This window comes from Kineosporia rhizophila (assembly GCF_021277265.1).
Lineage (GTDB): Bacteria > Actinomycetota > Actinomycetes > Actinomycetales > Kineosporiaceae > Kineosporia > Kineosporia rhizophila.
Map to the genome: position 1 here is coordinate 66,694 of NZ_JAJSOH010000024.1, position 26,505 is coordinate 93,198.

Sequence of the window (26,505 nt, forward strand, 5' to 3'; positions counted from 1 at the left end):
CGAGCAGATCCAGAGGCTCGTGGCTTTATGCATCGTCCGCAGCTGACGAAAATCGCCTCCCCGGCCTCGGGACCATGGGTGCGCGTATCCGTCGAAATCGCTGTACCCGGCACCTCACGTTCGGGCCGTCCACTGCGTTTACTTGGTATGAGGGAGAATCGCAGGCGTGCCGGTCATCTATCGAGACGAAGCGATCGTGCTTCGCGCCCAGAAGCTGGGCGAGGCCGATCGCATCGTCACGTTGCTCACCCGCGAGCACGGCCAGGTCCGGGCGGTGGCCAAGGGCGTGCGCAAGACCATGTCCCGCTTCGGCGCCCGCCTCGAGCCGTTCATGCTGATCGACGTGCAGCTGTACGAGGGCCGCTCGCTGGACACGGTTACCCAGGTCGAGACCATCGGCCCCTACGGCCTGGCGATCGTGGCCGACTACGCCCGCTACACCGCGGCCACGGCCATGCTGGAGACCGCCGAGCGCCTGACCGAGACCGAACGCGAGCCCGCCCTGCAGCAGTTCCTCCTGCTCGCCGGGGGCCTGCGCACCCTGGCCCAGAACCTGCACGAGCCCGGCCTGGTGCTCGACGCCTACCTGATCCGCTCCCTCGCTGTGGCCGGCTGGGCCCCCAGCTTCACCGACTGCGCACGCTGCGGCCAGACCGGCCCGCACCGCGCCTTCTCCCTGGCCATGGGCGGCGCCGTCTGCCCCTCCTGCCGCCCCCCGGGCTCGGCTGCGCCCCACCCCGAAACCCTGCAACTGTTGTCCGCCCTGCTCACCGGCGACTGGACGAGCGCCGACGCCAGCGAAGCCCGCCGCCGCCGCGAGGCCAGCGGGCTGGTGGCTGCCTACCTGCAGTGGCACGTGGAGCGGCGGGTGCGGTCGCTGCGCTGGGTCGAGCGTGAAGGCGACCAGTTGGGCCCGGACCTGCCCCGGGGCCGGAGCGAGGCTGGGGCAAGAAGCGTGGCTGGGGCGAGAAACGAGACCGGGGCGAGAAACGAGACCGGGGCAAGGAACGAGGCGCGGGCGGGGAGTGAGGCGCGGGCGGGGAGTGAGGCGCGGCAGAGAAGCGAGGCAGGTGCCCGGAAGCCGGGCCTCGACGTCGCCGCGATCGAACGAGCCCAGGCCGCCGTGGCGCCAGCAGATCCCCCCGGCTGGTAGGCCGGATCTGTCGGCCTGACCGGGTGCTGACGAGCCGTCCAGTTGCTGAGGCGCCCGATGATCAGGCTGGTGCCGCCGTGCCGCCGTGCCGCCGTGCCGCCGTGCCGCCGTGCCGCCGTGCCGCCGTGCCGCCGTGCCGCCGTGCCGAGGTGCCGAGGTGCTGAGGTGCCGCCGTGCTGAGGTGCCGCCGTGCTGAGGTGCCGCCGTGCTGAGGTGCCGCCGTGCCGCCGTGCCGAGGTGCCGCCGTGCGGCTGCCGCCGTGCCGCCGTGCGGCTGCCGCCTGCTCCTGCCGCCTGCTGATGCCGCTGTCGCGGTGGCGTACTGCGGCTGTTGTGCTGCCGTTGTCTCCGGCGTGCTGGGGTGGGGAGTTGGCCGGGGACGTGGGTGGGAAGTTGATTGCGGTGAGGCTGCCGCCGCGCTGCCGTGCCGCGGCTGTTTGCCGTTGTCTCGGCGTGCTGGGGTGGGGAGTTGGCCAGGGCGTGGGCGGGAAGTTGGGTGCGGTGGCCAGGCCGTTCTGGTCAGCGATGGTCGCCGCTGCCGCCCAGCACTCCGCGGTTCTTGCGGTCGGTGACCTTGGTCAGGTTGGCGGTGGCGATGTCGTCCAGTGAGAGGTCGAGGTAGTTGGCCAGGACGGCCAGGTACCAGAGCACGTCGCCCAGTTCCTTGGCGATGTCCTCGCGGTCGATGCGGGTCTCGTCGCTCTCCTGGTCGCGGATCCACTTCTTGAACTTCTCGGCGATCTCGCCGGACTCGCCGACCAGGCCGAGCACCAGATGCAGCAGTTCGTTCGGCTTCTCGCGGGAGGCCGCGGTCAGGAGGGCCCTGCGCTGGTAGTCGTCCAGGTCCATGGCGGGTCAGTATGCCCGCGCGGCCGGTGGGCAGGCCGGTGATCGGGCCGGGGGTCGGGTCAGGTGGGTCGGGGGAGGGGGCTGGGCCGGACTACGATCGCTGCCGCCCCTGATCCGCCGTTCTGAAGAGGTCTTCCGTTGGCGCTTCGCCGTCGCCAGGCACTGCCGGTCCGCACCACCCCGCCGATCGCGCCCCCGCCCCACCCCTCCGGGGCCCGGCCGCCCGCGATCCCGGCCGAGCTGGTGCCCAAGCATGTCGCTGTCGTCATGGACGGTAACGGGCGCTGGGCGAACCAGCGGGGGCTGAGCCGGACCGAGGGGCACAAGATGGGGGAGGCCTCGCTGCTGGACGTGGTGGCGGGGGGGATCGAGATCGGCGTGAAGCACATCTCGGCCTACGCGTTCTCCACCGAGAACTGGAAGCGCTCGCCGGAGGAGGTGCGCTGGCTGATGGGCTTCAACCGGGACGTCATCCGGCGCCGGCGTGACGAGATGCACGAGTGGGGGGTGCGGGTGCGCTGGGCCGGGCGCCGCCCCAAGCTCTGGGCCAGCGTGATCAAGGAGCTCGAGGTCGCCGAGGAGCTGACCCGGGGCAACGACGTGATCACCCTCACCATGTGCGTCAACTACGGCGGCCGGGCCGAGATCGCCGATGCCGCGCGCACCATCGCCCAGCTCGCCGTGGAGGGCAAGATCGATCCCGACCGGATCGACGAGCGCACCATTCAGAAGTACCTCGACGAGCCCGACCTGCCTGACGTGGACATGTTCCTGCGCTCCTCCGGCGAGCAGCGCACCTCCAACTTCATGCTGTGGCAGTCCGCCTACGCCGAGATGATTTTCATGGACGTGCTCTGGCCCGACGTGGACCGGCGGACGCTCTGGGAGGCCGTGCAGATCTACGCCGAGCGGGACCGGCGTTACGGCGGCGCGGTGGACAAACCCACCGCCTGACCCAGTTCGGGACGGGCGGAATACCGAGAACGGTTCTCAGGTTCTTCTGCATGCGACCGGAACGGCCGGGCGTGTGAAGGAGTGATCGAGATGGCGAGCCGCACCGAACTGCGACCGATCGTGAAGCTGCGTTCGACGGCGGGCACCGGGTACACCTACGTGACCCGTAAGAGCCGCCGCAACGACCCCGACCGGCTGGTGCTGCGCAAGTTCGACCCGGTGGTCCGGCAGCACGTGGACTTCCGCGAAGAGCGCTGATCCCGGCGGCTCCGCGTCGGAGCCGACCACAACCAAAACCGGAGGACGCCCCACACGACTCGTGTGGGGCGTCCTCAGTTTGGTCTGTCAGGCCCGGGCTGCGGCCTGGCATTCGGCGCAGATGCCGGTGATCTCGACGACGTGGTCGACGTCGGCGAAGCCGTTGGCGGCGGCCACCTTCTGCGCCCACTTCTCGATCGAGGGGCTCTCCACCTCGACCGTGCGCCGGCACGAACGGCACAGCAGGTGGTGGTGGTGCCCGCGGCTGCACCGGCGGTACATCGACTCGTTGTCGGTGCTCTTCAGCACGTCGACCTCGCCGTCCTCGGCGAGTTGCTGCAGGGTGCGGTAGACGGTGGCCAGCCCGACGCCGTCGCCGCCCTCACGCAGGATGGTGTGCAGCTGCTGTGCACTGACGAACTCGTTCACTTCGTCGAGCGCCGCCGAGACGGCCACCCGCTGCTTCGTCTCGCGCCGGTTCGTGCTCATGAGGTCAAGCTTTTCATGTAAGGGCACCCTCAGGGGAGTCTGGTTCGCGCAGGGCGCAGGGGTAACGTGGCGAAGGTGTTCGTAGTCACCAGATATCGCGTGCCCGCGCCGGAATCGGAAGAGTTCGCCGCCCTCGCCCGCGAGGCCCTGGCCGCGCTCGCCGAGCGGCCGGGCTGCCTGGAGGGGCGGGTGGCGCGTTCCATCGACGAACCCGACCTGTGGGTGCTCTCCACCCGCTGGGAGACGGTGGGTGCCTACCGTCGTGCGCTGTCTCACCCGGAGGTGAAGATCCGGGCCGTGCCCCTCATGTACCGGTGCATCGACGAGCCCACCGCCTTCGAGGACCTGCTCACCTGGGGGCCGGAGCAGGGGCTGGCCGAGCACGAGAGCGACCTGATCGTGGAACAGGCGCGCGTCGTCGGCGAAACCTCGTCGAAGGCTGTCGGTGGGGGCAGATACGCTACGTGAAGTCAGAAATCAAGAGTCCGCCGACAACCAGCCGGATGGAGTGAGCCGAACGTGGCCGCCAAGCAGGAATCCCGCCTCGATGCAGTCGTCAATCTCAGCAAGCGCCGGGGGTTCGTCTTCCCCAGCGGTGAGATCTACGGCGGTACCCGCTCGGCCTGGGACTACGGCCCGCTCGGCGTCGAGCTGAAGGAGAACATCAAGCGCCAGTGGTGGCGCTACATGGTCACCAGCCGCGACGACATCGTCGGTCTGGACTCCTCGGTCGTCCTGCCCCGCCAGGTGTGGGAGGCCTCCGGTCACGTCGACGTGTTCACCGACCCGCTGATCGAGTGCCAGTCGTGCCACCGTCGCTACCGGGCCGACCACCTCGAGGAGGAGTTCGAGGAGAAGAAGGGCCGCCCGGCCACCTCGATGGACGAGATCGCCTGCGCGAACTGCGGCACCCGCGGCGCGTGGACCGAGCCCAAGCAGTTCAGCGGCCTGATGAAGACCTACCTCGGTGTGGTCGAGGACGAGTCCGGCCTGGCCTACCTGCGCCCGGAGACGGCGCAGGGCATCTTCGTCAACTTCAAGAACGTCTACCAGGCCGCCCGCCGCAAGCCGCCGTTCGGCATCGGCCAGATCGGCAAGTCGTTCCGCAACGAGATCACCCCGGGCAACTTCATCTTCCGCACCCGCGAGTTCGAGCAGATGGAGATGGAGTTCTTCGTCGAGCCCGGCAGCGACGAGGAATGGCACCAGTACTGGATCGACCACCGGATGGCCTGGTACACCGACCTCGGCCTGAGCCCGGACAACCTGCGCCTGTACGAGCACGCCAAGGAGAAGCTCTCGCACTACTCCAAGCGCACGGTCGACATCGAGTACCGCTTCGGCTTCACCGGTTCGGAGTGGGGTGAGCTGGAGGGCATCGCCAACCGCACCGACTTCGACCTGAAGATCCACAGCGAGAAGTCCGGCGTCGACCTGAGCTTCTTCGACCAGGCCAGCAACACCCGCTACCTGCCCTACGTGATCGAGCCGGCGGCCGGTCTGACCCGCTCGCTGATGGCGTTCCTGGTCGAGGCCTACGCCGAGGACGAGGCGCCCAACACCAAGGGCGGTGTGGACAAGCGCACGGTGCTGAAGCTCGACCACCGGCTGGCCCCGGTCAAGGCCGCGGTGCTGCCGCTGTCGCGCAACGCCGACCTCTCGCCCAAGGCCCGCGACCTGGCCGCCGAGCTGCGCCGCTCGTGGAACGTCGACTTCGACGACGCGCAGGCCATCGGCCGTCGGTACCGCCGCCAGGACGAGATCGGTACGCCGTACTGCATCACCGTCGACTTCGACACCCTCGAGGACGAGGCGGTCACGATCCGCTCCCGCGACACGATGGAGCAGGAGCGCGTGCCGCTGAACGGGGTCACCGCCTGGCTGGGCGCCCGCCTCCCGGGCTGCTGAGACTGCGCTCCGCTGACCGGCCGTCGCGCAAAGTGCCTGCGCGGCGGCCGGTCCGGTTCGCCTCCGGTCGGAGTCGAACACCTGTTCCGGTACATTTCGCCAGTGCTCAACCTGGATGCCGTCGACTGGTCGGGGCTGACCCATGCCCACGGCGAGGCCGATGACGTGCCGCTGCTGCTCACGCGGTTGCGCGAGGGGGAGTGGGACGACTGGAACGATGCGGTGGACGAGCTCTACGTCGCCCTGATGCACGACCGGGTGGCGCACCCGGCGACCCTGGCCGCGCTGCCGTTCCTGGTGCAGGTGGCGCTGGACCGGGAGTCGGAGGGACGGCTCGGGGCGCTGCAGCTGATCGACCACTACACCGGATTCGCCGCCGACTGCGGGCCTCAGGCCGTCGCCGCGCTGGAACGGGCCACTCGCGACCTGGCCGAACTGGTGCACGATCCCGAGCCCGAGGTGCGCCGGGCGGTCTACGGCTCGGCCCCCGACTGGCCGGACCCGGTGTCGCTGCTGCGGGCCCGGCTCGACGCCGAGGCCGATGCAGAGCTGCTGGTCGACCTGGTCACCGCGCTGGCCCGGCGGGGCGTGCTCACCGCGGCCGACCTGGACACCTTCGCGGCCCGCGGGCAGGACGAGGTGGTCTTCAGCGGGGCCTGGGCGATGATGCTGGCCGGTTCGCAGTCGCCGGAGGCGATCGAGTACCTGGCCCGGTTGTGGAGCGCGCAGGCCAAGGTGAACTACGGCGCCGGTGACGGCTATCCGCTCTGCGACCTGGTCGAGAAGGTCTCCGGGCGGGCGCTTGCGCTGCTGGACCGCCTCGGCGAGACGCAGGCCGTCTCCCTGGCCGAACTGGCCTGGGCCTGGCACGACGCAGCGGTGCTCGCCCGCTCGGCGTACGCGCCGGCCTCGCGGGCTCTGCTCGGCCTGATCGCCCGGGCCGGGCAGGAGGATGCGGCGGATCTGCTGGCCGCGATGCTGCCGCTGCTGCCGGAAACCCAAGACCGGCAGGAAGCCGCCGATGCGGTGTACGGCCTGCTGGAACGCTGTGCCGACCCGGCGTCCGACCTGCTGGCTGCTTTCGCCACGGCCCTTTTCGCTCTTCGGGACACCCGCTGGTCCGGCCCTGCCCTGGCTGCGACGCGGGGCGAGCCGCCGTGGATCGCAGTCGGCGCGCAGTCGGTCGAGTTCGCTTCCGCCCTGGAGTCTTTCAAACAGAGGACGGGTGTGGGCCCGTGGGCCCACAGCGGTCTGCTCGAGTTGGTGAAAGTTGCGATCACTGCCTGGCCGGGCACCGCTGATGCCTGGACCGCACTGCTCGAGTCTCTGCCGCCGTCCTCTGATCTGGTCGAGGTGCTGTTGAGCGGCGGGGTGCCGTCGAAGGCGGCGCTGCGGCTGCTGGCCCGTACGGCGGCCGAGCGGCCGGGGGTCTTCGACGTGGCGACCTATCAGGTGGTGCAGGAACTTCCGGTCTCGGCCGGTGATTCCGGGGCCTGGTTGCTGGTGCTTCAGGCCCTGCTCGGTTCCGGCGACGCAGCGGCGTTCGCCCGGGCCTGGCGGATGAGCGAGTCCGGGGCGGGGGAGGACGAGCTGCTGCGGATCTGGGCCACCCACCCGTCGGCCGAGCTCGAGCAGGTCTGCCTCGACCTGGCCACCCGCACCACCTGGGGCACCCACCGCAGCCGCGCGGTCCAGGTGGCGGCCCTGCAGATCCTCTTCGCCCCGGTGCTTTCCGGCCGCGACGCCGACCCGGATCCTGTGCAAACCCTGTGGAAGGTGCTGCTTTCGCTGACGCCGCAGCTGGGCGTGTGCTTCGGGGCGGCGGTCGAGCTGGGCAACCGGCTGGTCACCGTCCGGCCGCAGTGGAGGGCCGAATGGGTGGCGCGGCTGAATGATCTCGTGGGGCAGGAGCGTCCGGCCGGGGCGGTCGCGATCGAGGCACTGCAGGCGCTCGGTGCGGCTGATCCGCAGAGCGCGGTGGTCGAGGTGCTGGCCGATCTGCAGGCCCTGGCGGGGACCCGGAAGGGGATTCACACGGTGCCGGCCGCGGCCCGGGTGATCCACCGGGCTCTGGCCGAGAGTCCCGAACTGCGGCCCCGGGTGGCCGGATCGCTGACCGCCCTGATCGACTGCGACGAGCGGGTCCTGGCACCGGGAGACATAACTCTGGACTCGTATCTTGTCCGGACACTTGAGAAAGCGCTCTGAAAAACCACAGCTCAATGTGCCCACCTGACCCCGGAACGTCACAGTAGTCAGACCGATACCAGCTTGGTACGCGTGGTGCATCAAGCCTTGACTGTCGCCTCGCTACTCTGCGGTCATGATCGATTCGCTCGACGAGATCGACTGGTCCCGCCTCGAACACGCTTACGGCAACGCCGGTGACACCCCTGGTCTGGTCCGGCAACTGAGGAAGGACGACTGGTCGGAGGCCGTCGAGGAACTGCTCGGGTCGATCCTCTACCAGGGCGGGGTGTACCCGGCCACGCTGGCGGCGCTTCCGTTCCTGGTCGAGGTGGCTCTGGACGATCAGGCTCCCGGGCGGCTGGGGGCCCTGCAGCTGCTGTACTTCTACGGGCAGTCGGTGGCTGCCGGGGCCGGTCAGGAAGATCCGTCGTTCCAGGCCGAAGCACGCGCAGGGCTTGATCGTTCGGCCCGGTCGCTGGCACCGCTGGCCGAGGATCCTGATCCGGACGTCCGGGCCGGGGTGTACGAGTGCGCCTGCTACTGGCCGGACGCCGGAGCCGATCAGTCGGTCGGGCGAATGTTACGGGCGCGTTTCGCGGCGGAGACGGATCTCAGGGCGCGGGTGGCCCTGATGGAGCCGATGGCCCGGCATCGGGTGCTCGGGCCGGCCGATCTGACCACGCTGACCGAAACCGGGCAGGACGACGTACTGTTCGCCGCGGTCTGGTGCGCGCTCGCCGTGGATCTTGAGATGCCTTCGGTGCTGGAGCATCTCGTGCGGTTGTGGCCCTCGCACGCAGCCCACTATCCCGGTCTCGGGGCGTCCAACTCGCTGGCTCTGCTGGTGCAGCGGGCCGGTCCCCGGGCCCTGCCGCTGCTCGAGGTGCTGGCCGAACGACTCGAGACGGAAACCGGAGCGCAGATGGGTGTGGGAGTGGGGGATCTCGCCTACGCCTGGTGCGACGTGGCCCAGATCTCGCGTTCAGCAACCCCTTCCGCGGTGCAGGCGCTGATCGACCTCGCCCAGCGGGAAGAATCGCCCGACGTACAGGCGGCCCAGCAGATCGTGGCGGCCTTCGCGGCGGTGCTGCCGGCCGCCGAGGAGCAGAAAAGCTCGATTACGGACGTCCTCGCTCACCTTCTCGACAACGTGAGCACCAACGAACCCAAGGACGTTCGTGCGCATCTGGCGCTACAAGCGTCCATTGTTTCGCTGTTGTTCGTACTGGAAGACCCCCGCTGGGCCGCGCCCGCCCGGGAGGCGGTCGCCACCGGCGAGCACCTGATGGTCAGCACCGGCCTCAACGGCAGCACGAGCCTGCCCGTGCTGCTCGCCCGGGTGTCCGCGTCGCGCCCGGTGGCCTGGGCGAGGGCCGATCTGACGGAGGTGGCCCGGACCGCCCTGGCCGCCCGGCCGACCGCCGACGGATCGTGGGCCGAGGTGCTCAGCCAGCTCCCGCCGTCCGAAGCCGTGGTCGACGTGCTTCTGCAGGCACTCGCCGCGACCCCGCAGCCCTCGCCCGAGCCGGTGGTGCTGAAGGCGCTGACCCAGCTGGCGGTGGTCGACTCGCAGGTCTTCACCGAGGCCGCCCGCGCCCGGATCCGCGAACTGCCTCCGGCCGAGAACGAGGCCGGCGCCTGGCTTCTCACGCTGCAGACCTGGCTCGACCCGGCCGCCTCCGACCCGGGCGAAACCTTCGACCGGGTCTGGCAACTGGCCGGGCGCCGGTTCGGGGCCGACGAGTTGTTGCGAGCCTGGTCGCACTTCCCCTCCCCGGCCCTGCTGCGGGCCGCCCAGGAGGAGTTCACCGGGTGGGCCCGGGACTCGCTGCCGGACCGGCATCTTCAGCTGGTCGCGGCCTCGGTCATGCTCGGCACCGGTGACCCGGCGCGGATCCGGGCCGCCTGGCCGACGGTGCAGGCGGTGATCGACCGGGCCGGGGAGCCGCTGGCCGAGGCGGCCTCGATCGCCGGGCGCATGGTGCACCTGGTTCCCGAGCTCGGCCCGGAATGGCTGGACCAGCTGTGGGACATCGCCGACCACGGGCGCCAGACCTGGTCGGAACCGGATCACGTGGCCACCGCGGTGGCCCTCGCGCACCTGCTCGAGGAGAACGAGATGACGGCCGAGGAGGCCGTGGAGCGAGCCCTGGCGGTGGAGGCGGAGGCGGCCCGCAGCGGCCGGGTGGTGCGGGTGACCCCGGTGGTGGCCGGGCTGCTCGACCGGGCCCTGGTGCTGCGCCCGGACCTGCACCCACGGGTGGCCGAAGCGCTGGAGCCGCTGATCTGCGGTGACGAGCGGATCCCGAGCGCGGCCGACGAGATCGCGACCGACGCGTACCTGGTGCGGATCCTCGCCGACGTGGCCTTCCGGGTGCGCACCGATGGATGATGCGCGGTATGACGCGTAGCGGAGAATTCGACGCCATCCTCTTCGACGCCGGGGGAGTGCTGGTCACTCCGAGCCCGGAAGGACTGGCCCCGGTGGTGGCCCGGTTCGGCGGCTCGAGCGAGCGGGAGGTGCACCAGAAGGCGCACTTCGCCGGGGCGCACGCGATGGACCACGCCCGCGCCGACGGCGACAAGTCCGACTGGGAGGCCTACGCCCGGGCCTATCTGCGCACCACCGGGGTGGCCGAGGAACGGCACGAGGAAGCCCTGGAGGCGTTCTTCGACGGCTTCAACCAGACCATGTGGCGTGAGCCGGTGCCCGACGCGGCCCGGACGCTGCTCTCCCTGGAGGAGCGGGGCGTGCCGATCGGGATCGTGTCCAACGCCGAGGGGCAGGTCGAGGGCGACCTGGCCATGCTCGGGATCTGCGGGGTGGACACCCCGGGCGCGGCCCGGGTGGTGTGCGTGGTCGACTCGCACGTGGTCGGCGTCTCCAAACCCGACCCCGCGATCTTCCGGCACGCTCTCGACGCTCTGGGGCTACCGGCGTCCCCACGTATTGCCTATGTGGGCGACACGGTGTTCTACGACGTGCGCGCCGCCACCGCGGCCGGGCTGACCCCGCTGCTGCACGACCCGTTCGGGTACCACCTGGACGACCCGCACCCGAGCGGGCCGCACCGGGTCTTGAGCAGCCTCAGTGAGCTGCTGGACCTCTGACTCCCGGGCGGTCTAGGCCTCCAGGACCGGATCGTCGACGACCACGTCGAGACCGGAGGCCAGGGCGACCAGCTCCGGGCGCCACTGCCCGGCCGCGGTCAGGTCCAGGTAGCTGGTCGAGAGGTAGATCGCCAGGACTCCCTCTTCGGTGGCGATGCGCCACAGGAAGAGCTCGTGCTCCTGGACCATCTCGTACTCGGGGCTGACCGGGACCCGGTAGCGCTGCACCAGGTGGGTGGCCGGGCCGGCGGCGGTCGGGACGGTCTCCTCCTCGGCGGGCCGCTCCAGCATGGGCTCCGGCAGCCGCACGTCCTCCAGCAGGCTCTGCGGCGTGGCCGACGGCGGGACCGGTTCGACCCGGATGCTGACGCTGCACACCGACGGTTCGGTGGCCTCCGGGATCAGGAAGAGGAGCATGACCGGCGGAGCCTCTTCGGCGGCCGCGGCCCTGAGGGCGGGGACCAGGACCTCGGCGAGCAGTCCGGCCCGTTCGTCGGACAGGTCGGCCTGCTCGGCCTCGGCCCGCTCGCGCACGGTCGCCCGGGCCCACTGCACCGGGTCGGCGGTGAGGTCGGCCGGGACCCAGGCAGGCCTGGCGTCCATCCGGATGTGCGGCATCTCAGGCCTCCTGCCAGCGCAGCGACCCGGCGATCGCCTCGAAGAGAATCATCATGGAGTCGGCGATCGGCTCGACCGGGGTGCGGAAGCTGAGCAGGAGCAGCTGCGACCGGTCGGGGAACGGCGCGTACACGTCCAGGCCGGTGAACTTCAGCCGGGGCGGCTCGAGTTCGGGCAGGGCCGCCTGGAAGACCTTGGCCTCCGAGCGACGGACCGCGGCGGTCGGTTCGCCGTCGACCAGGATCACCGCGGCCTCGCTGGACCCGCCGGCCAGGCTCTGGGCCAGGATCTCGGGCGAGACGTCGGCCGGCAGCGGCTCGGGATGCACCGAGACCACACAACTGGCGGCCAGCGGCAGGCCGCGCCGCACCTCCGACAGCAGGTAGAGCTCACGCCCCCCGTTCCGGAAGGCCTTCTCGGCCATGCCCAGGAGGTCCTTCTCCAGCGATCGCCGGACCTCGCCGGCCTGGTCGCGGGACACGGTCGCGAACGCCCGGGCGACCAGCGCCTGGACCTGTTCGCGACGGTCGGTCCGGAGCCTGACCCGGGACCAGGCGCTGGGCAGGAGCAAGGACCAGGCGGGAGTGACGCCGGCGGGGTCTCCCGCGGTCTCGGTCGGGTTCACTGGTTGACGTACCGCCCGAATCCCTGAGTCAGCTTGTCGTCCAGGCCGATCTTGTCGGTGACCTTGGACTTGTCCACGACGTCCCCGTAGAGGCCGACGAGGTCGACGATCCCGCCGAGGTTGGCCTTCGTGGTGGCGGTCTTCAGGGCGGCGTTGACCTCGTCGGTGCGGCCGGCCAGATCGGCCAGGGCGCGGTGCCCGGCGGTGTCGACCACGACCTCCGCGTCCAGGCCCAGGACCTTCTGCCGGATCGGGCTCTGGGCCTTGGTCGCCCAGTTGACGAACGTCTCCACCTTGGTGCCGGTGAGCTTGTCGGACACCCATTGGGAGGCCTTGCCGTACTGGTTGGCCGCGGAGTTGACGGCCTGCGTGGAGCGGGTCTCGGCGATGCGGGAAGCGGCGTTCTGCGCGACCGTGCGGGCTTCGGTGGTGAGTCCGCGGCCGGCGTTCTGGGCGTTGGCGAAGCCGCGGCTGAGACTGGAGAACCGGGAGGCGGTGGCGGAGGTGAGCGCCGTGTTCTTGGCCGCCCCCCGCAGGGCGGTCTGGGCGACCCGGACCCCGCCGGTGAGGGCGCGCCCGACCCCGAAGGTGGCCAGGCCGACGACGTCGAGGCCGACCGCCACCCAGGAACCGTCGCCGGACATCGCCGTCATCAGGTGCAGCCCCAGGCTGATCACGGTGAGGCCCGCCCCGACCGCGAAGAAGGCCGGGGCCAGGGCATTGACCACCGGGATGCAGGCCAGCACCGTGCCGATGACGGCCAGCACGCTGGAGATCTTCCCCAGGACGTCGGCGATGCCGTCGATCTGCTCGGCGTGCTCGTGGACCCAGTCCATGAAGGAGTTCCAGTTACGGCCGGCCCAGTTGGAGACCTCGTCCCACCAGCTGTCCTCGAGGCCGTCGTTGTCGATGGCCTCCCGTACCCGGTCGGCGGCCCGGCGCCCGGCATCTTCCCGCTGGTCACGGGCCCGGTTCAGCCGGTTCCGGGGCCCGATCAGAGCCTCGGCCAGGTCGGCGCCGGGCGCGCCCGGCGCCGGGGCGGGGGTGGACGGCCCGGTGCCCGCCGCCCGGGCGGCGGCGTCCGCCTTGACCTGCTGCTCGGCCTGCTTGGCCTCCTGCAGCGCCGCATCGGCCTCCGCCTGCGCGTGGGCCAGCTCACCGGCGTAGGTGTCCAGGGCCTCGCCGACGGTCTGGTAGCGACCCTTGACCTTGGTCAGCTGACCGGCGATCTCGACGGCGGTCGCGGAGAACGCACGCTGCGCCCCGCAGTCCCAGCCCTCGGCGTGCGCCACCCGGTTCAGGACGGCCGCCTGCTCCTCGAGCTCGGCGGCGAAATCGCGGTACCGCCGGGCACTGGCCCGCAGCTGCGCCTCGTCGCCCGGGATCGGGTCGGAGTCGGCCAGCGGGGCCCAGTCGAGCGGCCGGCTCACTTGCCCTGCCCCTCGGGCGTGCAGGCCTCGGCCAGCGCAGTGTCCAGGTCGCGGTAGGCGGTGACGGCGCCGGAGACGAAGGTGTGAGCCCCCTCGACCGCCTTGGTCAGCCGCTCGCGGCGGATGCGCCAGTTGTCGGCGAAGTCGCCCAGCGCCCCCGCCAGGTCGGCCTGCCCCACCAGAGCACCGTCGCTGTCCGCCCCGGACCGGGCCTGGGCCAGCGTGCTGGCGACCTGCCCCAGCCGCAGCGCCGTCTGCTCCAGCGCAGCCAGATCTGCCTTTACGTAGCTCATGCCCCACCCCTAGGTGCCCGCCGCCAGAAGAAGCGGAGTTTACAGCGCTAATGGGGACACTTACCCGAACGAGGTGAGGACATGAGCAGGGGTACGCACGACCTAGTTCTGCAGGTCCGGCTTCTGCGTGACCAGGCGCTCGACGTTGCGCAGCGTCTCGTCGATGCCGGCGTTGATCACGTCCGGCGCATCGTGCTCGGTGTGCAGCGTGACGGCCAGCCGGGCGCCGTCACCCTCGGGGGTGACCTGCAGACGTCCGCCGTAGTCGTGGTCGTTCAGCGCGGGCGTACCCCAGCGGATGGCCCGCTGCTCGGCGTCGACCTCGAAGGAGGCGTTGGACTCGACCTTCTCCGGCTTCCCGCTCTGGGTGGCCTCGGGCGGCTCCACTGCGGTGACGTGGATCTCACCGCCGGTGGCCCCGTGCGCCTCGGAGAGTCCCGAGAAGTACTTGGGCAGGTTCTCCACCCGGGACAGGTAGTCGAACAGCTCGTCCGGGGCCGCGGCGATGGTCAGCGAGCGCTGGTACTCGGGCATTTCGGTGCCTCCTGTCGGAAGGGTTCCGGCCCAGCCTTCCCTCTCGGGGCGGGCGCGCATCCCGAGCCGAACCTTGGGGGAGAATGGTCCCCGTGACAGCACTGCAGGTCGGACCGCACCGGATCGCCACCCCCGTCGTCCTGGCCCCGATGGCCGGGATCACCAACACGGCCTTCCGGCGGCTGTGCCGTGAGCAGATGGCGGCCGAGGGCGGGCAGGGCCTGTTCGTCAGCGAGATGGTCACCTCCCGGGCGCTGATCGAGCGCAACGACGAGTCGATGCGGCTGATCAAGCACGACCCGGACGAGAACCCGCGCAGCGTGCAGCTGTACGGCGTCGACCCGGCCACCGTCGGCGCCTGCGTGTCGATGCTGCTGGGCGAGGGCCGGGCCGACCACATCGACCTGAACTTCGGGTGCCCGGTGCAGAAGGTCACCCGCAAGGGCGGGGGAGCGGCGCTGCCCTGGAAGGCCGGTCTGTTCGCGGCGATCGTGGGGGCCGCGGTGAAGGCCGCCACCCCCTACGGCGTGCCGGTCACGGTCAAGATGCGCAAGGGCATCGACGCCGACCACCTCTCCTACCTCGACGCCGGGCGGATCGCCGAGGCCGAGGGGGTGGCCACGGTTGCGCTGCACGGGCGAACCGCGGCCGAGTACTACTCCGGCACCGCCGACTGGTCGGCCATCGCCCGGCTGAAGGAGACCGTCACCAGCATCCCGGTGCTGGGCAACGGCGACATCTGGTCGGCCGACGACGCGGTGCGGATGATGGCCCAGACCGGCGCCGACGGCGTGGTGGTGGGCCGCGGCTGCCTGGGCCGGCCCTGGCTGTTCGCCGACCTGGCGGCCGCGATGGACGGGCGCACCGAGCGCCGCCGGCCCGGCCTCGACTACGTGCTGGCCACCATGCGCCGGCACATCCAGCTGCTCATCGAGCACTACGACGGCTACGACAAACCGTTCAAGCACACCGGCCGGGACGCCGAGAGCAACGCCGAGAACCGCGCCTGCCGCGACTTCCGCAAGCACATCGCCTGGTACTTCAAGGGGTACGTGGTGGGCAAGGAGACCCGCGCCGGGCTGGCCATGATCAGCTCGCTGGCCGAGTTCGACGACCTGGCCGGCCGGCTCGACGGCAGCCAGCCCTACCCGGGCGAGGGCGCCGAGGGCCCGCGCGGGCGGGCCGGTTCGCCGCGGTCGGTCTCGCTGCCGGCCGGCTGGCTGGACAGCCGGGAGATCGACGGCGAGCTGGCCGGGATCCTGCGTGAGGCCGAACTGTCGGTCAGCGGTGGCTGAGCCGGTGCCCCCGGTGCGGGGCGGTCTGCGTCCGGTGGTCCTGCTCTGGCTGGCCGCGGTGGTCGTGGCGATCGCCTTCTACCTGCTGCCCGAGGGAGCGCCGACCCTGCTCGAGGTGCTGCTGCAGTTGGTCGGCGTGATGCTGTTCGGCGGCGGTCTGGGCGTACTGGTCCGGCGCGGCCGGTCCGAACAGCCGTAAGTGCAGGAGGAGAAATTGAGCCGGTTCTACCGCGGGCCGGAGGCCGGGTACCGCGAGGAGGATCAGCAGCGCTGGTTCCCCGAGCCCCCGAAGGACCCACGCCGGGGCGAGTTCTCCCGCGACCGCGCCCGAGTGGTGCACTCCTCGGCGCTGCGCCGGCTCTCGGCCAAGACCCAGGTGGTCGGCCCGGGCTCGGACGAGTTCGTGCGCAACCGGCTGACCCACAGCCTGGAGGTGGCCCAGGTCGGCCGGGAACTGGGTGCGGCCCTGGGCTGCGACCCGGACATCGTCGACGCGGCCTGCCTGGCGCACGACCTCGGGCACCCGCCGTTCGGCCACAACGGTGAGACCGCGCTGGACGAGATCTGCGCCCCGATCGGCGGTTTCGAGGGCAACGCGCAGACCCTGAGGCTGCTCACCCGGCTGGAGCCGAAGGTGACCGGGCCCGACCGCGGGCACGGGCTGAACCTGACCCGCGCCACCCTCGACGCGGCGACGAAGTACCCCTGGCGCCGCTCCCCGCAGACGCCCAAGTTCGGCGTCTACGAAGACGATCTGGCCGTGTTCGAGTGGCTGCGGGCCGGGGCGCCGGACGGGCGCCGCTGCATCGAGGCCCAGGTGATGGACCTGGCCGACGACGTGGCCTACAGCGTGCACGACGTGGAAGACGCGATCGTGTCGGCCCGTTTCGACCCCCGGCTGCTGTCCGACCCCGACGAGACCGCGCGGATCGTGACCCAGGTGCGCGCCTGGTACCTGCCGGACGTGTCGGAGAACGAGATCGCCGAAGGGCTGCTGCGCCTGCGGCAGGGGCCGGCCTGGGTCACCTCGTTCGTCGGCGACTACGCCTCGCTGGCCGCCCTGAAGAACATGACCTCGCAGCTGATCGGCGACTTCATCCGCTCGGTGGAGGCCGCTACCCGCTCTGCTCTGAACGGCGACCCGGCCCCCGAGGAACCCCTGACCCGGTACGGCGCCGACCTGGTGGTGCCCCGCGAGACGGCCGTGGAGATCGGCGTGCTGAAGGGCCTGGCCGCGGTCTACGTGATGACGGTGGAGGACCGGCAGCCGCTCTACACCCGCCAGCGCGAACTGCTGATGGAACTGGTGCAGGCCCTGGAGGACCGGGCGCCCAAGGTTCTCGACGTGCCCTTCGCCGCGGCCTGGGAGGCGGCGAAGGACGACGCCGGGCGTCTGCGGGCGGTCATCGACCAGGCCGCCAGCCTGACCGACACCCGCGCGGTGAGCTGGCACCACGAACTGGTGAGCCCACTTCACGCCCGGTGATTTGACGCGTTCTTGCGGTTGCCGAAGCACTCGCTGACATGGAGCGCTGTCACTATCCGGCATCGGGCCGACGGACGGGACAGCGAGGCGTGAGCGAGCGTTGAGCAACACAGAATTCTTCCAGGAGCGGGCCGAGAGCTTCGAGCAGGCCCGGCGCCGGCTGGAGAGCCCGCGGGAGCGGGCCCGGGTCAAGGGCTCCCTGTCCGACACCGGCTCCCTGAACACCCGCCCGGCGGCCGCGCCGGTGCTGGCCCCCCGCACGATCACCTGGGGCAGCGCGTTCAAGATCAGCGTGGCCGTCTACTTCGCGCTGATCGGGGTGCTGGTCACCGTGGCACTACTGACCGTGCTCGGGCTGCGGCTGCTGGCCGGGCCGAGCGGCACCCTGGACGGGATCACCGTGAAGTGGGCGCCGGTGTCCAGTTCGTCCTCGGGCGACCTGCCCGACGCCACAGTGCCCGGGACGACCTAGAATCACTGGGTGAGGATCCGCCGGGAGGACGTAGAAGCCGTCCGTGAGCGGTCCCGGATCGACGAGATCGTCTCCGAGCACGTCACGCTGCGGCCGGCCGGGGTCGGGGCGCTCAAGGGTCTGTGCCCGTTCCACGACGAGAAGACGCCGTCGTTCAACGTGCGCCCGACCGTGGGCTACTACCACTGCTTCGGCTGCGACAAGGGCGGCGACGTCATCTCCTTCGTGATGGAGATCGACCACCTGAACTTCGCCGAGGCGGTCGAGCGGCTGGCCCAGCGCCTGGGCATGGAGCTGCGCTACGAGGACGAGGGCGGCAACGACGGCCAGAAGCCCCGTGAGGGCCTGAACCAGCGGCGCCGGCTGCTCGAGGCCAACCGGGCGGCCGCCCAGTTCTTCGCCGAGCAGCTGGGCACCGCGCCGGACGCCTCCAAGGGCCGCCAGTTCCTGGTCGACCGCGGTTTCGACCAGTCCGCGGCCGAGCACTTCGGGGTCGGGTTCGCCCCGCGCGGCGGCGAGGTGCTCACCCGGCACCTGATCGGCCGCGGGTTCACCAGCGACGAACTGGTCGCCGCGGGCCTGACCGGGCAGGGCCGGCGCGGCCTGTACGACCGGTTCCGCGGCCGGCTGATCTGGCCGATCCGCGACGTCACGGGCGAGACGCTGGGCTTCGGCGCGCGCCGGCTGTTCGACGACGACGGCATCGAGGCCAAGTACCTCAACACCCCCGAGACCGTGCTCTACAAGAAGTCGCACGTGCTCTACGGCGTCGACCTGGCCAAGCGTGAGATCGCCAAGTCGCGCCAGGTGGTGGTGGTCGAGGGCTACACCGACGTGATGGCCTGCCACCTGGCCGGTGAGGGCACGGCGGTGGCCACCTGCGGCACCGCGTTCGCCACCGACCACATCCGGATCGTGCGACGGCTGATCGGCGACGACCGTAACTCCGGCGGCCGGGTGATCTTCACCTTCGACGGGGACGCGGCCGGGCAGAAGGCCGCGCTGCGGGCGTTCGAAGAAGATCAGCGGTTCGTCGCGCAGACCTACATCGCCCTCGCCCCCAAGGGGCTCGACCCGTGCGACCTGCGCCTTCAGCAGGGCAACGAGGCGGTGCGCGAGCTGATCGCCACGCGCCGGCCGATGTTCGAGTTCAAGATCCAGTCGATCATGAAGGAGGTCGACCTCTCCACCGCCGAGGGGCGCGTGCAGGGTCTGCGGCTGGCCGCCCCGGTGGTCGCCGGGATCAAGGACCCGGCGCTGCGCCCGGAGTACGCGCGGGAACTGGCCGGCTGGCTGGGCATGGAGGTCGAGCCGGTCAAGCAGGCGGTCAACCGGGCGCTGCGCGACCTGCGCTCCGGTACTCCTTCCGGCGCCGATCGAGGACGAAGGGACGCACCGGGTCAGTCCGGTCCCGGTAGCGCGTTCTCGGGTAACGGGCGAAGGAACGAGGGCCCGGCGGGTGGTGTGCGCCAGCCCGACGGTTCGTTCTTGCTGCCCGACGGTTCGTACCACCTGCCCCCGGCGGAGCCGAAGCAGAAGTGGAAGCGCGGAGAAGGTCAGGGGGGCCGCAGTTTCGGGGGCGGTAACCGCGACTGGCGGGCCCAGCACCAGAGCCAGAACAACGCGGGCGGCCCCGGCGCCGGTGCCAGTGCCAGTGCCAATGCCAATAACGGTCAGGCGTGGCACCACGACGAACCCCCGCCCGACGACATGCCCCCGCCGCCGGAAGACGAGCCGCCGTACGAGGCGTACGCCGACGCGGTCGCCGCGCACCCGGGCGACCAGGCTGGAAGGCAACCTGCGCCGCCGAGGCGCTTCGAGCGTCCTAAATTGGAGCGCCCCAACCGCAACGACCCGGTCGCGGCGGTGGAGCGCCAGGCTCTGGAGTGCATGCTCCAGGTGCCCCGGCTGGTGCCTTCGGTGGAGACCGACGAGTTGCCCGCCGACGCCTTCGCCACGCCGCTCTACCGGGCCATCCACGAGGCGATCCGGGGAGCCGGTGGCATCGCCGTGGCGGTCGGGATGAACCCGGGCGCCTGGGTGGCCCTGGTGCAGGACTACGCGCCCGACCCGGTGGTCCCGATGATCACCGAGCTCGCGGTGGCCCCGCTGCCGACCCTGGAGGACGAGGTGGCCCTGGCCAAGTACGCGGCCGGGATCGTCCTGCACATCGCCGAGTCGCAGGTCGGCCGCGAGATCATGAATCTGCGGGCGGCGCTGCAGCAGGGCGAGGACGTCGGGATGCGTCTGCTGGAGCTGCAGATGCGTAAGCGTGACCTGTTCGAGCGTAAGCACGGTGCCATGTGATCTGCTGCTGGAACGTCCCCGAGTCGAGTGGGTGCTGAGATGCGTCTGGTTCCGCGACTGCCCCGCCTGATCAAGCTTCCCCAGCGGGTCACCATGCCCCCGGAGACCGAGAAGGCGCTCGGCCTGGACCAACCCCGGCAACCCCGGTTGCTGGCCTGGTCGGTGCTGGTCGGTGGCGGGGCGGCCGCGGCCACGGTGCGTGACCTGCGCATCGTCACCCCGCGCGGGGAGCGGATCGTGCGCAGCTGGAGCGAGGTGGACCACGCGGTCTGGGACCAGGACTCGGCGATGCTGGTGATCTGGTGGGTGGGTACGCGCAAGACCACGCCTCTGGAGATCCAGGACGACATCGGCCGCCTGCCCGAGGTGGTGCGGGAGCGGGTGCAGTCGTCGGTGGTGCTCACTGCGAGTGTGCCGATGCCACGCGGCAAACCGGCACGGGTGGCGCTGCGGCGCGATCCGGAGGGCCGGTTGGTCGCCCAGTCGCTGCTGCCCCCGGGGCTCAAGGCTGATGCCCCCGATGTGAAACCGGTGATCGACCAGGCTCTGGCCGATCTCTGGGCCGAGGCCGGCGAGCAGGGGCTCAATGCCGGCGCTCCTCCGGTGCTGTAGACCATGGTGATGATGGGGAGCGCAGACGGGGTGAGCGGCGAGGACGACTTCCGGTTTGCCCCGATCAGCTGGGCCCGGCCGCCGGGGCGACCGGCTGGGCCTGCTGAGCCGGTCGAGTCGGTCGAGTCGGTTGAAGAGCCTCAGGACGCCTGGGGCGGCGCTTCGTCTCCGGATGCCTGGATGGTCGAACAGTCTCAGGACGCCTGGGTCGAGGAGCCGTCTCAGGGCGCCTGGGGCGGTGGTGAATCTCAGGACGCCTGGGGCGGGCAGTCCTCTCAGGTCGCCTGGGGTGGTGGTCAGTCTCAGGACGTTTGGGTTGAGCAGTCGTCTCCGGGTGCCTTGGGTGCTGGTCAGTCTCAGGACGTTTGGGGTGAGCAGACGCCTCAGGGTGCCTTGCGTGGTGGTCAGTTTCAGGACGCTTGGGTCGAGGAGCCGTCTCAGGGCGCCTGGGGTGGTGCTGAATCTCAGGACGCCCGTGGCGGGCAGTCCTCTCAGGTCGCCTGGAGCGGTGGTCAGTCTCAGAACGCCTGGGTCGAGCAGCCGTCGTCTCAGAAAGCCCTGAGCGAGCCGGAACCTCAGGATCTGTGGGGTGCTTCTCAGCCTTCGGCCCGGGCCCTGCCTGTCCCGAAAGCCTCTGCAGCCGTTCCGAATCCTCCGGTTGCGGCCCCGCCGGCGCCCTTCCCCGAGCCTTCGCCTTTTCCTGAAGCGGTGTCGGCCGAAGAGCCTGAAGATGCCGAGCCGGCCGAAGAGAGCGTCACTGCCGAAGAGCCCGATCCGCTGGCCGACTCCGACCTCACCCACCTGTTGCGTCTGGCCCTGCAGACGGTGCGGGCCGAGACGATGACCGAGCTGGCCGCGGCCGGCTACGAGCAGCTCGGCCCGCTGCACGACCTGGCCTTCTCGGTGCTGCAGACCCGCGGCGGCTGCACCAGCGACGAGCTGGGCGAGGAGATCGGGGTGGCCACGCCGGAGGCGGTCAAGCTGGCCAAGGAGCTGGAGAAGCGCGGCTACCTGCGGCGCATCCCCGGGCCGCGCGGCCCTCGGCACCCGCACTACGTGATCACCAGCAAGGCCCAGCAGCACCTCCGGGCGGCCGGCTACGTCCAGGCCCGGCAGGAGGCCCGGCTGGCCGAGTGGCTCGGCGGGAACGGGCTCACCGAGCTGCGCACCCGCCTCGCCCAGCTGGTCCGGTCTCAGGCCGGAAGTGAGGTTCCGCCGCTGCGCCCGATCTGGTGACACTCGCTCAACACCGTCCAGGCCCCGCCGACGTCGCAGGGTGTGACGAGTAGCGCGGTGATCGACCCGATCGGCTCACAGCCGGTGCCGGGAGGTGTGGTCGGGCGGGTTCCGCAGCAGCGGGCCCCGGAGTCCGACCTGCTCGGCGACGTGCTGGTGGAGCGCGGGCTGCTCGCCGCGAGTGACCTGGCCTGGGCGCTCGACGTGCAGAAGCGCACCGGTTCCCGGCTCGGCGCGATCCTGATCGCCTCCGGTCTGGTGCGCCGCCTGGACCTGTACCGCACCCTGGCCCAGGTCTGGGACAGCGAGTTCGTCGACGTGGCGCACACCGTGATCGACCCGGAGCTGGTGGCCGGGCTGGAACCGCGCACCCTGGTGGACGAGGGCTGGATCCCGGTCCGCCGCGACCCCGACGGGGTGCTGGTGGTGGCCACCGCCGAGGAACCCAGCGCGGCCCGGTGCGGGCACATCGAGCAGCGGGTGGGAAGCCCCGTCCGGCTGATGGTGACGTCGGACTGGGACATCGCCCTGGCCATGCGTCAGGTCTTCCGGGAACAGCTGATCGACGAGGCCGCGAACGGGCTGTGGCAGCGCCACCCCGCGGCCTCGGCCCGCTCGGTGCTGTCCACCGCGCAGGCCGTGGCCGGGGTGGCCGCGATCGCGGTCGCTGTGCTCGGTGCGGTCCTCGCCCCGATGGTCTCGCTGCTCGTGCTGTCCATGCTGATCGCCGTCTTCTTCCTGGTCGGCGTGGTGTTCAAGTTCGTGGTCTGCGTGGTCGGGGCCCGCCGGGAGGCCGCGGTCCCGATCACCGACGAGGACGTGGCCGCGCTCACCGACGACGAACTGCCGGTCTACACGGTGCTGGTGCCGGTCTACCGCGAGGCCAACATCGTGGCCGACCTGATCGGCAACCTCGGCGGGCTGGACTACCCGGCCGAGAAGCTGGAGATCCTGCTCCTGCTGGAGGAGGAGGACGAGGAGACCCGCCGGGCCGCCGCGGCCGCCGACTGCCCGAGCACGATCACCTTCGTGGTGGTGCCCAAGGGCGGGCCGCAGACCAAGCCCAAGGCCTGCAACATCGGCCTGTTCTTCGCCCGCGGCGAGTTCCTGGTGATCTACGACGCGGAGGACCGGCCGGAGCCGGACCAGCTGAAGAAGGCGGTGATCGCGTTCCGCCGGGCGCAGGCCCAGGACAACGACAAGCTGGTCTGCGTGCAGGCCGCACTGAACTACTGGAACGCCGACGAGAACGCGCTGACCAGGATGTTCACCCTGGAGTACAGCTTCTGGTTCGACTACATGCTGCCCGGTCTGGAGGCCCTGCGGCTGCCCATCCCGCTGGGCGGCACGTCGAACCACTTCCGCACCCAGCCGCTGCGCGACCTGGGCGGCTGGGACCCGTACAACGTCACCGAGGACGCCGACCTGGGCATCCGGGCGGCCTCGCTCGGCTACACCGTGGGCGTGATCAACTCGACCACGTACGAGGAGGCCAACCGGGCCTACGGCAACTGGATCCGGCAGCGTTCCCGCTGGATCAAGGGCTACCTGCAGACCACGCTGGTGCACACCCGGCACCCGGTGCGGCTGGTGCGGGAGGCCGGCGCCGTGCAGGCCCTGGCCTTCGCCCTGCTGGTCGGCGGCACACCGTTGTCGTTCCTGCTCTCGCCACCGTTGTACGCGCTGTTCCTGACCAGCCTGGTGATGCCGATCGAGGCGCTGAGCGCGATCTTCCCCTCGCCGATCCTCGAGATCAGCCTGGCCAACCTGCTGCTGGGCAACGCGATGATGATCTACGTGACGATGATGGGCGCCTTCAAGCGCCGTCGTTACCGGCTGGTGCCCTGGGCGCTGCTGAACCCGGTCTACTGGATGATGCACTCGGTGTCGGCGTACAAGGCGCTCTGGCAGCTGATCACCAAGCCGCACTACTGGGAGAAGACGACCCACGGCCTGTCGGGCGCCCACGCTCCCGCCGCCGACCCAGCCCTTGCCGCGCTCCCAGCTCCCGCTGCGCTCCCAGCCCCCGCTGCGCTGTCGGCTCCCGCTGCGCTGCCGGCTCCCGCCGGGCAGACCGCGCTGCTGGCGTCCGGGGCTGTGGCTCCGGCAACGGCTCCGGTTCTCGCAGCAACGCCCGCCCCTTCTCCGGTCTCCGGTGTGGTGCCTGCCCAGACCTCGGCCCACCCCATCACCGCTGCGGCCCCGACCGCCGCCTCGCCCACCGACTTCGCGGCCGCCGACCCGACCGCCATCGCCGCCCCGGCGGCGTCAACTACCGCCGCGACTGCCGCAGCCGTGGCCTTGACCGCTGCAACTACGGCCCCGACTGCCGCAGCCGAGGCTTTCACCGCCGTATCTACAGCCCCGGCTGCCGCAACCCCGGCCTCGCCCGCCGCAACCACGCCCGCGACCGGCACCACAGCCGCTTCGACCGCCGACACCGAGAAGGCTTCCGTAGGCCTGTTCACCCGGGCCCTGACCCGTCTGCGCACTCGCACCCCCAAACCCGCGCCCTACCAGCGCACCCCGCCGCGCATCGTCTACCCGGAGCCGCTGTGATCGGCGACCTGCCGCTCGACCTACCCCGGCACCTGGAGCTCTGGCTCGCCGTCTTCGGTGGCGCCGTCCTGGTCTTCCTGTTGCTGCGCGCCCTGCGCCGGTTCACCATCCACGGCTCCACCGCCGAGGGGCTCCTGGCCGGCCTGATCTTCGGCATGCTGGTCCTGATCGAGCCGCTGGCCCTGATCCCGGTCGCCGTGCTGGTCGCGATCGGCGCAGTGGTCACGGCCCGGCACCGCCCCGGTGAGTCCGGGGCCGCCTTCGCCGCCACCTGCCTGTTGCTCTTTCCGGCTGCCGCCGCGTTCGGCTCGTCCGCGTTCCTGAGCTGGCGTCTGGGATAGCCAAGAACTTTCTTACGGACGTTTGTCGAGAACCCGTCCGCCCGATCGTCGAGTTCGGTGAAGGCTGAGAACAGCCGTATCCGTGACGACGAGGGGAACGACCAAGTGCGCTATCTGGTGATTCTGAAGGCGGCCGAGAACCAGCTGGGCGGTAACCCGCCGCCGGAGTTGTTCGCCGCCATCGCCAAACTCGGCGAGGAGGCCACCAAGGCCGGGGTACTGCTCGACACCGGGGGACTGACCCCGGTGTCGGCCGGCGCCGAGGTCCGGCTGGAGGGCGGGAAGATCACGGTGACCGACGGGCCGTTCACCGAGGCCAAGGAGACGATCACCAGCTACGCCATGTACGAGCTGCGCAGCCAGGAGGAGGCGGTCGAGTGGACCAGCCGGTTCCTGCGCTGCCATCAGGAGCTCTGGCCGGGCTGGGAAGGTAGCTCCGAGATCCGTCGGGTGATGGGGCCGGAGGACTTCACCAACTTCCCCGGCTAGTGGTTGGGTGCGGGGATGGCCGAGCCGTCCCCGCACGCCCTGATCGAAGGTGTCTGGCGGGTCGAGGCCACCCGCATCGTCGCGTTCGTGACCCGTCTGGTGCGCGACGTCGGAGTGGCCGAGGAGATCGCGCAGGACTGCCTGGTCTCCGCCCTGGAGCAGTGGCCGGTCCGGGGTACGCCGCAGAATCCGGCGGCGTGGCTGATGACGACCGCTCGCAACCGGGCCGTCGACCGGATCCGGCGGGACGCGAAACTCGCCGAGAACCTGGCCGAGCTGGGCCACCGGATCCAGGACCACGACGAGGGCCTCCCGATCGATCCGGACGCGATTGAGGACGACGTCCTGCGGCTGATCTTCGTCGCCTGCCACCCGGTCCTGCCCACCCCGGGCCGGGTGGCCCTGGCCCTGCGCCTGCTCGGCGGGCTGAGCACGGCCGAGATCGCCCGCGCCTTCCTGGTGCCGGAGGCCACGGTGGCGCAGCGGATCAGCCGGGCCAAGCGCACGCTCGCCCAGCAGCGGGTGCCGTTCGAGGTGCCCGCCCCGGACGTGCGCCCGGCCCGGCTGGCCTCGGTCCTCGAGGTCACCTACCTGATCTTCAACGAGGGGTACTCGGCCAGCTCCGGCGACGATCTGCTGCGCCCCGCGCTCTGCCAGGACGCCCTGCACCTGGGCCGCACCCTGGCCGGGCTGATGCCGCAGGAGCCCGAGGTGCACGGGCTGGTCGCGTTGATGGAGATCCAGGCCTCCCGGCTGGCGAGCAGAACTGGGGACGATGGTGAGCCGGTCCCGCTGGACCGGCAGAACCGGGGTCGCTGGGACCAGTTGCTGATCCGGCGCGGCCTGGCCGCACTGGAGAAGGCGCAGGAGCTGGGCGGCACCTTCGGGCCGTACGTGCTGCAGGCCTCGATCGCGGCCTGCCATGCCCGCGCCCGCAGCCCGGAGGAGACCGACTGGATGCGCATCGCCGCGCTCTACCAGGTCCTGTTCACCGTGCTGCCCTCACCGGTGGTCGCGCTGAACCGGGCCGTCGCCGTCGGCCGGGCCCTGGGCCCGCAGGCCGGGCTCGAGGCGGTGGAGGCACTGGCCGAGGAACCCGCCCTGCGCGACTACCACCTGCTGCCCGGCGTCCGGGCCGACCTGCTGGCCCGGCTGGGCCGCGCCGACGAGGCCCGGGCCCAGTTCGGGTTGGCCGCCTCGATGGCCACCAACGCCCGCGAGCGCGAGGCGCTGCTGGCCCGGGCCCGTGAACTTTCGTGACTGATCGTGCCCAGATTCACCCGGATTCGTCGTAAGC

At 71.1% G+C, this 26,505-nt stretch carries 25 protein-coding genes and 1 pseudogene; 19 read left to right on the top strand and 7 right to left on the bottom strand.

Annotated features, from left to right (window positions below; all coding sequences use genetic code 11):
• Window positions 1-166 precede the first annotated feature (166 nt).
• Window positions 167-895: pseudogene (gene recO / locus LWF15_RS27060) on the top strand (DNA repair protein RecO); the annotation flags it as partial.
• Between the two features lie 776 nt (window positions 896-1,671).
• On the opposite strand, the gene LWF15_RS27065 reads toward recO, so the two are convergent.
• On the bottom strand, window positions 1,672-2,001 hold the full coding sequence (locus tag LWF15_RS27065) for a nucleoside triphosphate pyrophosphohydrolase family protein (RefSeq protein ID WP_232813767.1): 330 nt from the start codon (window positions 1,999-2,001) through the stop codon (window positions 1,672-1,674).
• A gap of 138 nt (window positions 2,002-2,139) precedes the next feature.
• Here LWF15_RS27065 and LWF15_RS27070 point away from each other — a divergent pair, with 138 nt between their 5' ends.
• Both LWF15_RS27070 and rpmG read left to right on the top strand, forming a co-directional pair.
• Window positions 2,140-2,955: an isoprenyl transferase gene (locus LWF15_RS27070; protein WP_232813768.1), complete on the top strand. Its 816-nt coding sequence runs from the start codon at window positions 2,140-2,142 to the stop codon at window positions 2,953-2,955.
• A 90-nt stretch (window positions 2,956-3,045) separates the two neighbouring features.
• Window positions 3,046-3,213 carry a 50S ribosomal protein L33 gene (gene rpmG, locus LWF15_RS27075; protein WP_232813769.1) on the top strand — a complete coding sequence of 56 codons (168 nt, stop codon included), beginning with the start codon at window positions 3,046-3,048 and terminating at the stop codon, window positions 3,211-3,213.
• An 87-nt stretch (window positions 3,214-3,300) separates the two neighbouring features.
• On the opposite strand, the gene LWF15_RS27080 is transcribed toward rpmG, so the two are convergent.
• Window positions 3,301-3,702, bottom strand: coding sequence for a Fur family transcriptional regulator (locus LWF15_RS27080; RefSeq protein ID WP_232813770.1), 402 nt, complete (start codon window positions 3,700-3,702; stop codon window positions 3,301-3,303).
• A 75-nt stretch (window positions 3,703-3,777) separates the two neighbouring features.
• On the opposite strand from LWF15_RS27080, the gene LWF15_RS27085 reads away from it, so the two are divergent.
• From LWF15_RS27085 to LWF15_RS27105, 5 genes are all read left to right on the top strand, one after another.
• A complete protein-coding gene (locus LWF15_RS27085; RefSeq protein WP_232813771.1) occupies window positions 3,778-4,170 on the top strand; it encodes an antibiotic biosynthesis monooxygenase family protein in 393 nt (130 codons plus the stop codon).
• Window positions 4,171-4,221: 51 nt separating this feature from the next.
• The gene (locus tag LWF15_RS27090; protein WP_232813772.1) at window positions 4,222-5,610 is read left to right on the top strand and encodes a glycine--tRNA ligase; all 1,389 of its coding nucleotides are present in this window, start codon (window positions 4,222-4,224) and stop codon (window positions 5,608-5,610) included.
• Window positions 5,611-5,712: 102 nt separating this feature from the next.
• Window positions 5,713-7,818: a hypothetical protein gene (locus LWF15_RS27095; RefSeq protein WP_232813773.1), complete on the top strand. Its 2,106-nt coding sequence runs from the start codon at window positions 5,713-5,715 to the stop codon at window positions 7,816-7,818.
• Between the two features lie 115 nt (window positions 7,819-7,933).
• Window positions 7,934-10,192 carry a hypothetical protein gene (locus LWF15_RS27100; protein ID WP_232813774.1) on the top strand — a complete coding sequence of 753 codons (2,259 nt, stop codon included), beginning with the start codon at window positions 7,934-7,936 and terminating at the stop codon, window positions 10,190-10,192.
• A gap of 8 nt (window positions 10,193-10,200) precedes the next feature.
• The gene (locus LWF15_RS27105; protein ID WP_232813775.1) at window positions 10,201-10,911 is read left to right on the top strand and encodes an HAD family hydrolase; all 711 of its coding nucleotides are present in this window, start codon (window positions 10,201-10,203) and stop codon (window positions 10,909-10,911) included.
• A 12-nt stretch (window positions 10,912-10,923) separates the two neighbouring features.
• Here LWF15_RS27105 and LWF15_RS27110 read toward each other — a convergent pair whose 3' ends face one another.
• From LWF15_RS27110 to LWF15_RS27130, 5 genes are all read right to left on the bottom strand, one after another.
• Window positions 10,924-11,529 (bottom strand): hypothetical protein, encoded by a 606-nt coding sequence (locus LWF15_RS27110; RefSeq protein WP_232813776.1) that lies wholly within the window; start codon window positions 11,527-11,529, stop codon window positions 10,924-10,926.
• A 1-nt stretch (window position 11,530) separates the two neighbouring features.
• Window positions 11,531-12,154, bottom strand: coding sequence for a hypothetical protein (locus tag LWF15_RS27115; RefSeq protein ID WP_232813777.1), 624 nt, complete (start codon window positions 12,152-12,154; stop codon window positions 11,531-11,533).
• Complete coding sequence (locus LWF15_RS27120) at window positions 12,151-13,584, bottom strand: putative T7SS-secreted protein (protein WP_232813778.1); 1,434 nt, start codon at window positions 13,582-13,584, stop codon at window positions 12,151-12,153. The genes LWF15_RS27115 and LWF15_RS27120 overlap by 4 nt, the downstream gene beginning before the upstream one ends.
• Window positions 13,581-13,877, bottom strand: a complete 297-nt coding sequence (locus LWF15_RS27125; protein ID WP_232813779.1) for a hypothetical protein — start codon at window positions 13,875-13,877, stop codon at window positions 13,581-13,583. Before LWF15_RS27125 ends, LWF15_RS27120 begins: the two co-directional genes overlap by 4 nt.
• Window positions 13,878-13,979: 102 nt before the next feature.
• On the bottom strand, window positions 13,980-14,411 hold the full coding sequence (locus LWF15_RS27130; protein ID WP_232813780.1) for an SRPBCC family protein: 432 nt from the start codon (window positions 14,409-14,411) through the stop codon (window positions 13,980-13,982).
• A gap of 83 nt (window positions 14,412-14,494) precedes the next feature.
• Here LWF15_RS27130 and dusB point away from each other — a divergent pair, with 83 nt between their 5' ends.
• The 11 genes from dusB to LWF15_RS36875 all read left to right on the top strand — a co-directional run bounded on the left by dusB (window position 14,495) and on the right by LWF15_RS36875 (window position 26,468).
• The gene (gene dusB, locus LWF15_RS27135) at window positions 14,495-15,706 is read left to right on the top strand and encodes a tRNA dihydrouridine synthase DusB (RefSeq protein WP_408624098.1); all 1,212 of its coding nucleotides are present in this window, start codon (window positions 14,495-14,497) and stop codon (window positions 15,704-15,706) included.
• Window positions 15,699-15,905, top strand: a complete 207-nt coding sequence (locus LWF15_RS27140) for a hypothetical protein (protein ID WP_232813782.1) — start codon at window positions 15,699-15,701, stop codon at window positions 15,903-15,905. Before dusB ends, LWF15_RS27140 begins: the two co-directional genes overlap by 8 nt.
• A gap of 15 nt (window positions 15,906-15,920) precedes the next feature.
• Window positions 15,921-17,192: a deoxyguanosinetriphosphate triphosphohydrolase gene (locus LWF15_RS27145; protein WP_232813783.1), complete on the top strand. Its 1,272-nt coding sequence runs from the start codon at window positions 15,921-15,923 to the stop codon at window positions 17,190-17,192.
• Between the two features lie 100 nt (window positions 17,193-17,292).
• Window positions 17,293-17,664, top strand: a complete 372-nt coding sequence (locus tag LWF15_RS27150) for a hypothetical protein (RefSeq protein ID WP_232813784.1) — start codon at window positions 17,293-17,295, stop codon at window positions 17,662-17,664.
• A 9-nt stretch (window positions 17,665-17,673) separates the two neighbouring features.
• The gene (gene dnaG / locus LWF15_RS37845; RefSeq protein ID WP_232813785.1) at window positions 17,674-19,971 is read left to right on the top strand and encodes a DNA primase; all 2,298 of its coding nucleotides are present in this window, start codon (window positions 17,674-17,676) and stop codon (window positions 19,969-19,971) included.
• A gap of 39 nt (window positions 19,972-20,010) precedes the next feature.
• Window positions 20,011-20,583, top strand: coding sequence for a hypothetical protein (locus LWF15_RS27160; RefSeq protein ID WP_232813786.1), 573 nt, complete (start codon window positions 20,011-20,013; stop codon window positions 20,581-20,583).
• A 708-nt stretch (window positions 20,584-21,291) separates the two neighbouring features.
• Window positions 21,292-21,819: a MarR family winged helix-turn-helix transcriptional regulator gene (locus tag LWF15_RS27165; protein ID WP_232813787.1), complete on the top strand. Its 528-nt coding sequence runs from the start codon at window positions 21,292-21,294 to the stop codon at window positions 21,817-21,819.
• A gap of 42 nt (window positions 21,820-21,861) precedes the next feature.
• A complete protein-coding gene (locus LWF15_RS27170) occupies window positions 21,862-24,378 on the top strand; it encodes a glycosyltransferase family 2 protein (protein WP_232813788.1) in 2,517 nt (838 codons plus the stop codon).
• Window positions 24,375-24,719, top strand: a complete 345-nt coding sequence (locus LWF15_RS27175) for a hypothetical protein (RefSeq protein ID WP_232813789.1) — start codon at window positions 24,375-24,377, stop codon at window positions 24,717-24,719. The genes LWF15_RS27170 and LWF15_RS27175 overlap by 4 nt, the downstream gene beginning before the upstream one ends.
• A 57-nt stretch (window positions 24,720-24,776) precedes the next feature.
• Entirely contained in the window at window positions 24,777-25,208 is a 432-nt protein-coding gene (locus LWF15_RS27180; protein WP_232813790.1) for a YciI family protein, read from the top strand.
• Between the two features lie 15 nt (window positions 25,209-25,223).
• Window positions 25,224-26,468 (top strand): RNA polymerase sigma factor, encoded by a 1,245-nt coding sequence (locus LWF15_RS36875; RefSeq protein WP_269810893.1) that lies wholly within the window; start codon window positions 25,224-25,226, stop codon window positions 26,466-26,468.
• Window positions 26,469-26,505 lie beyond the last annotated feature (37 nt).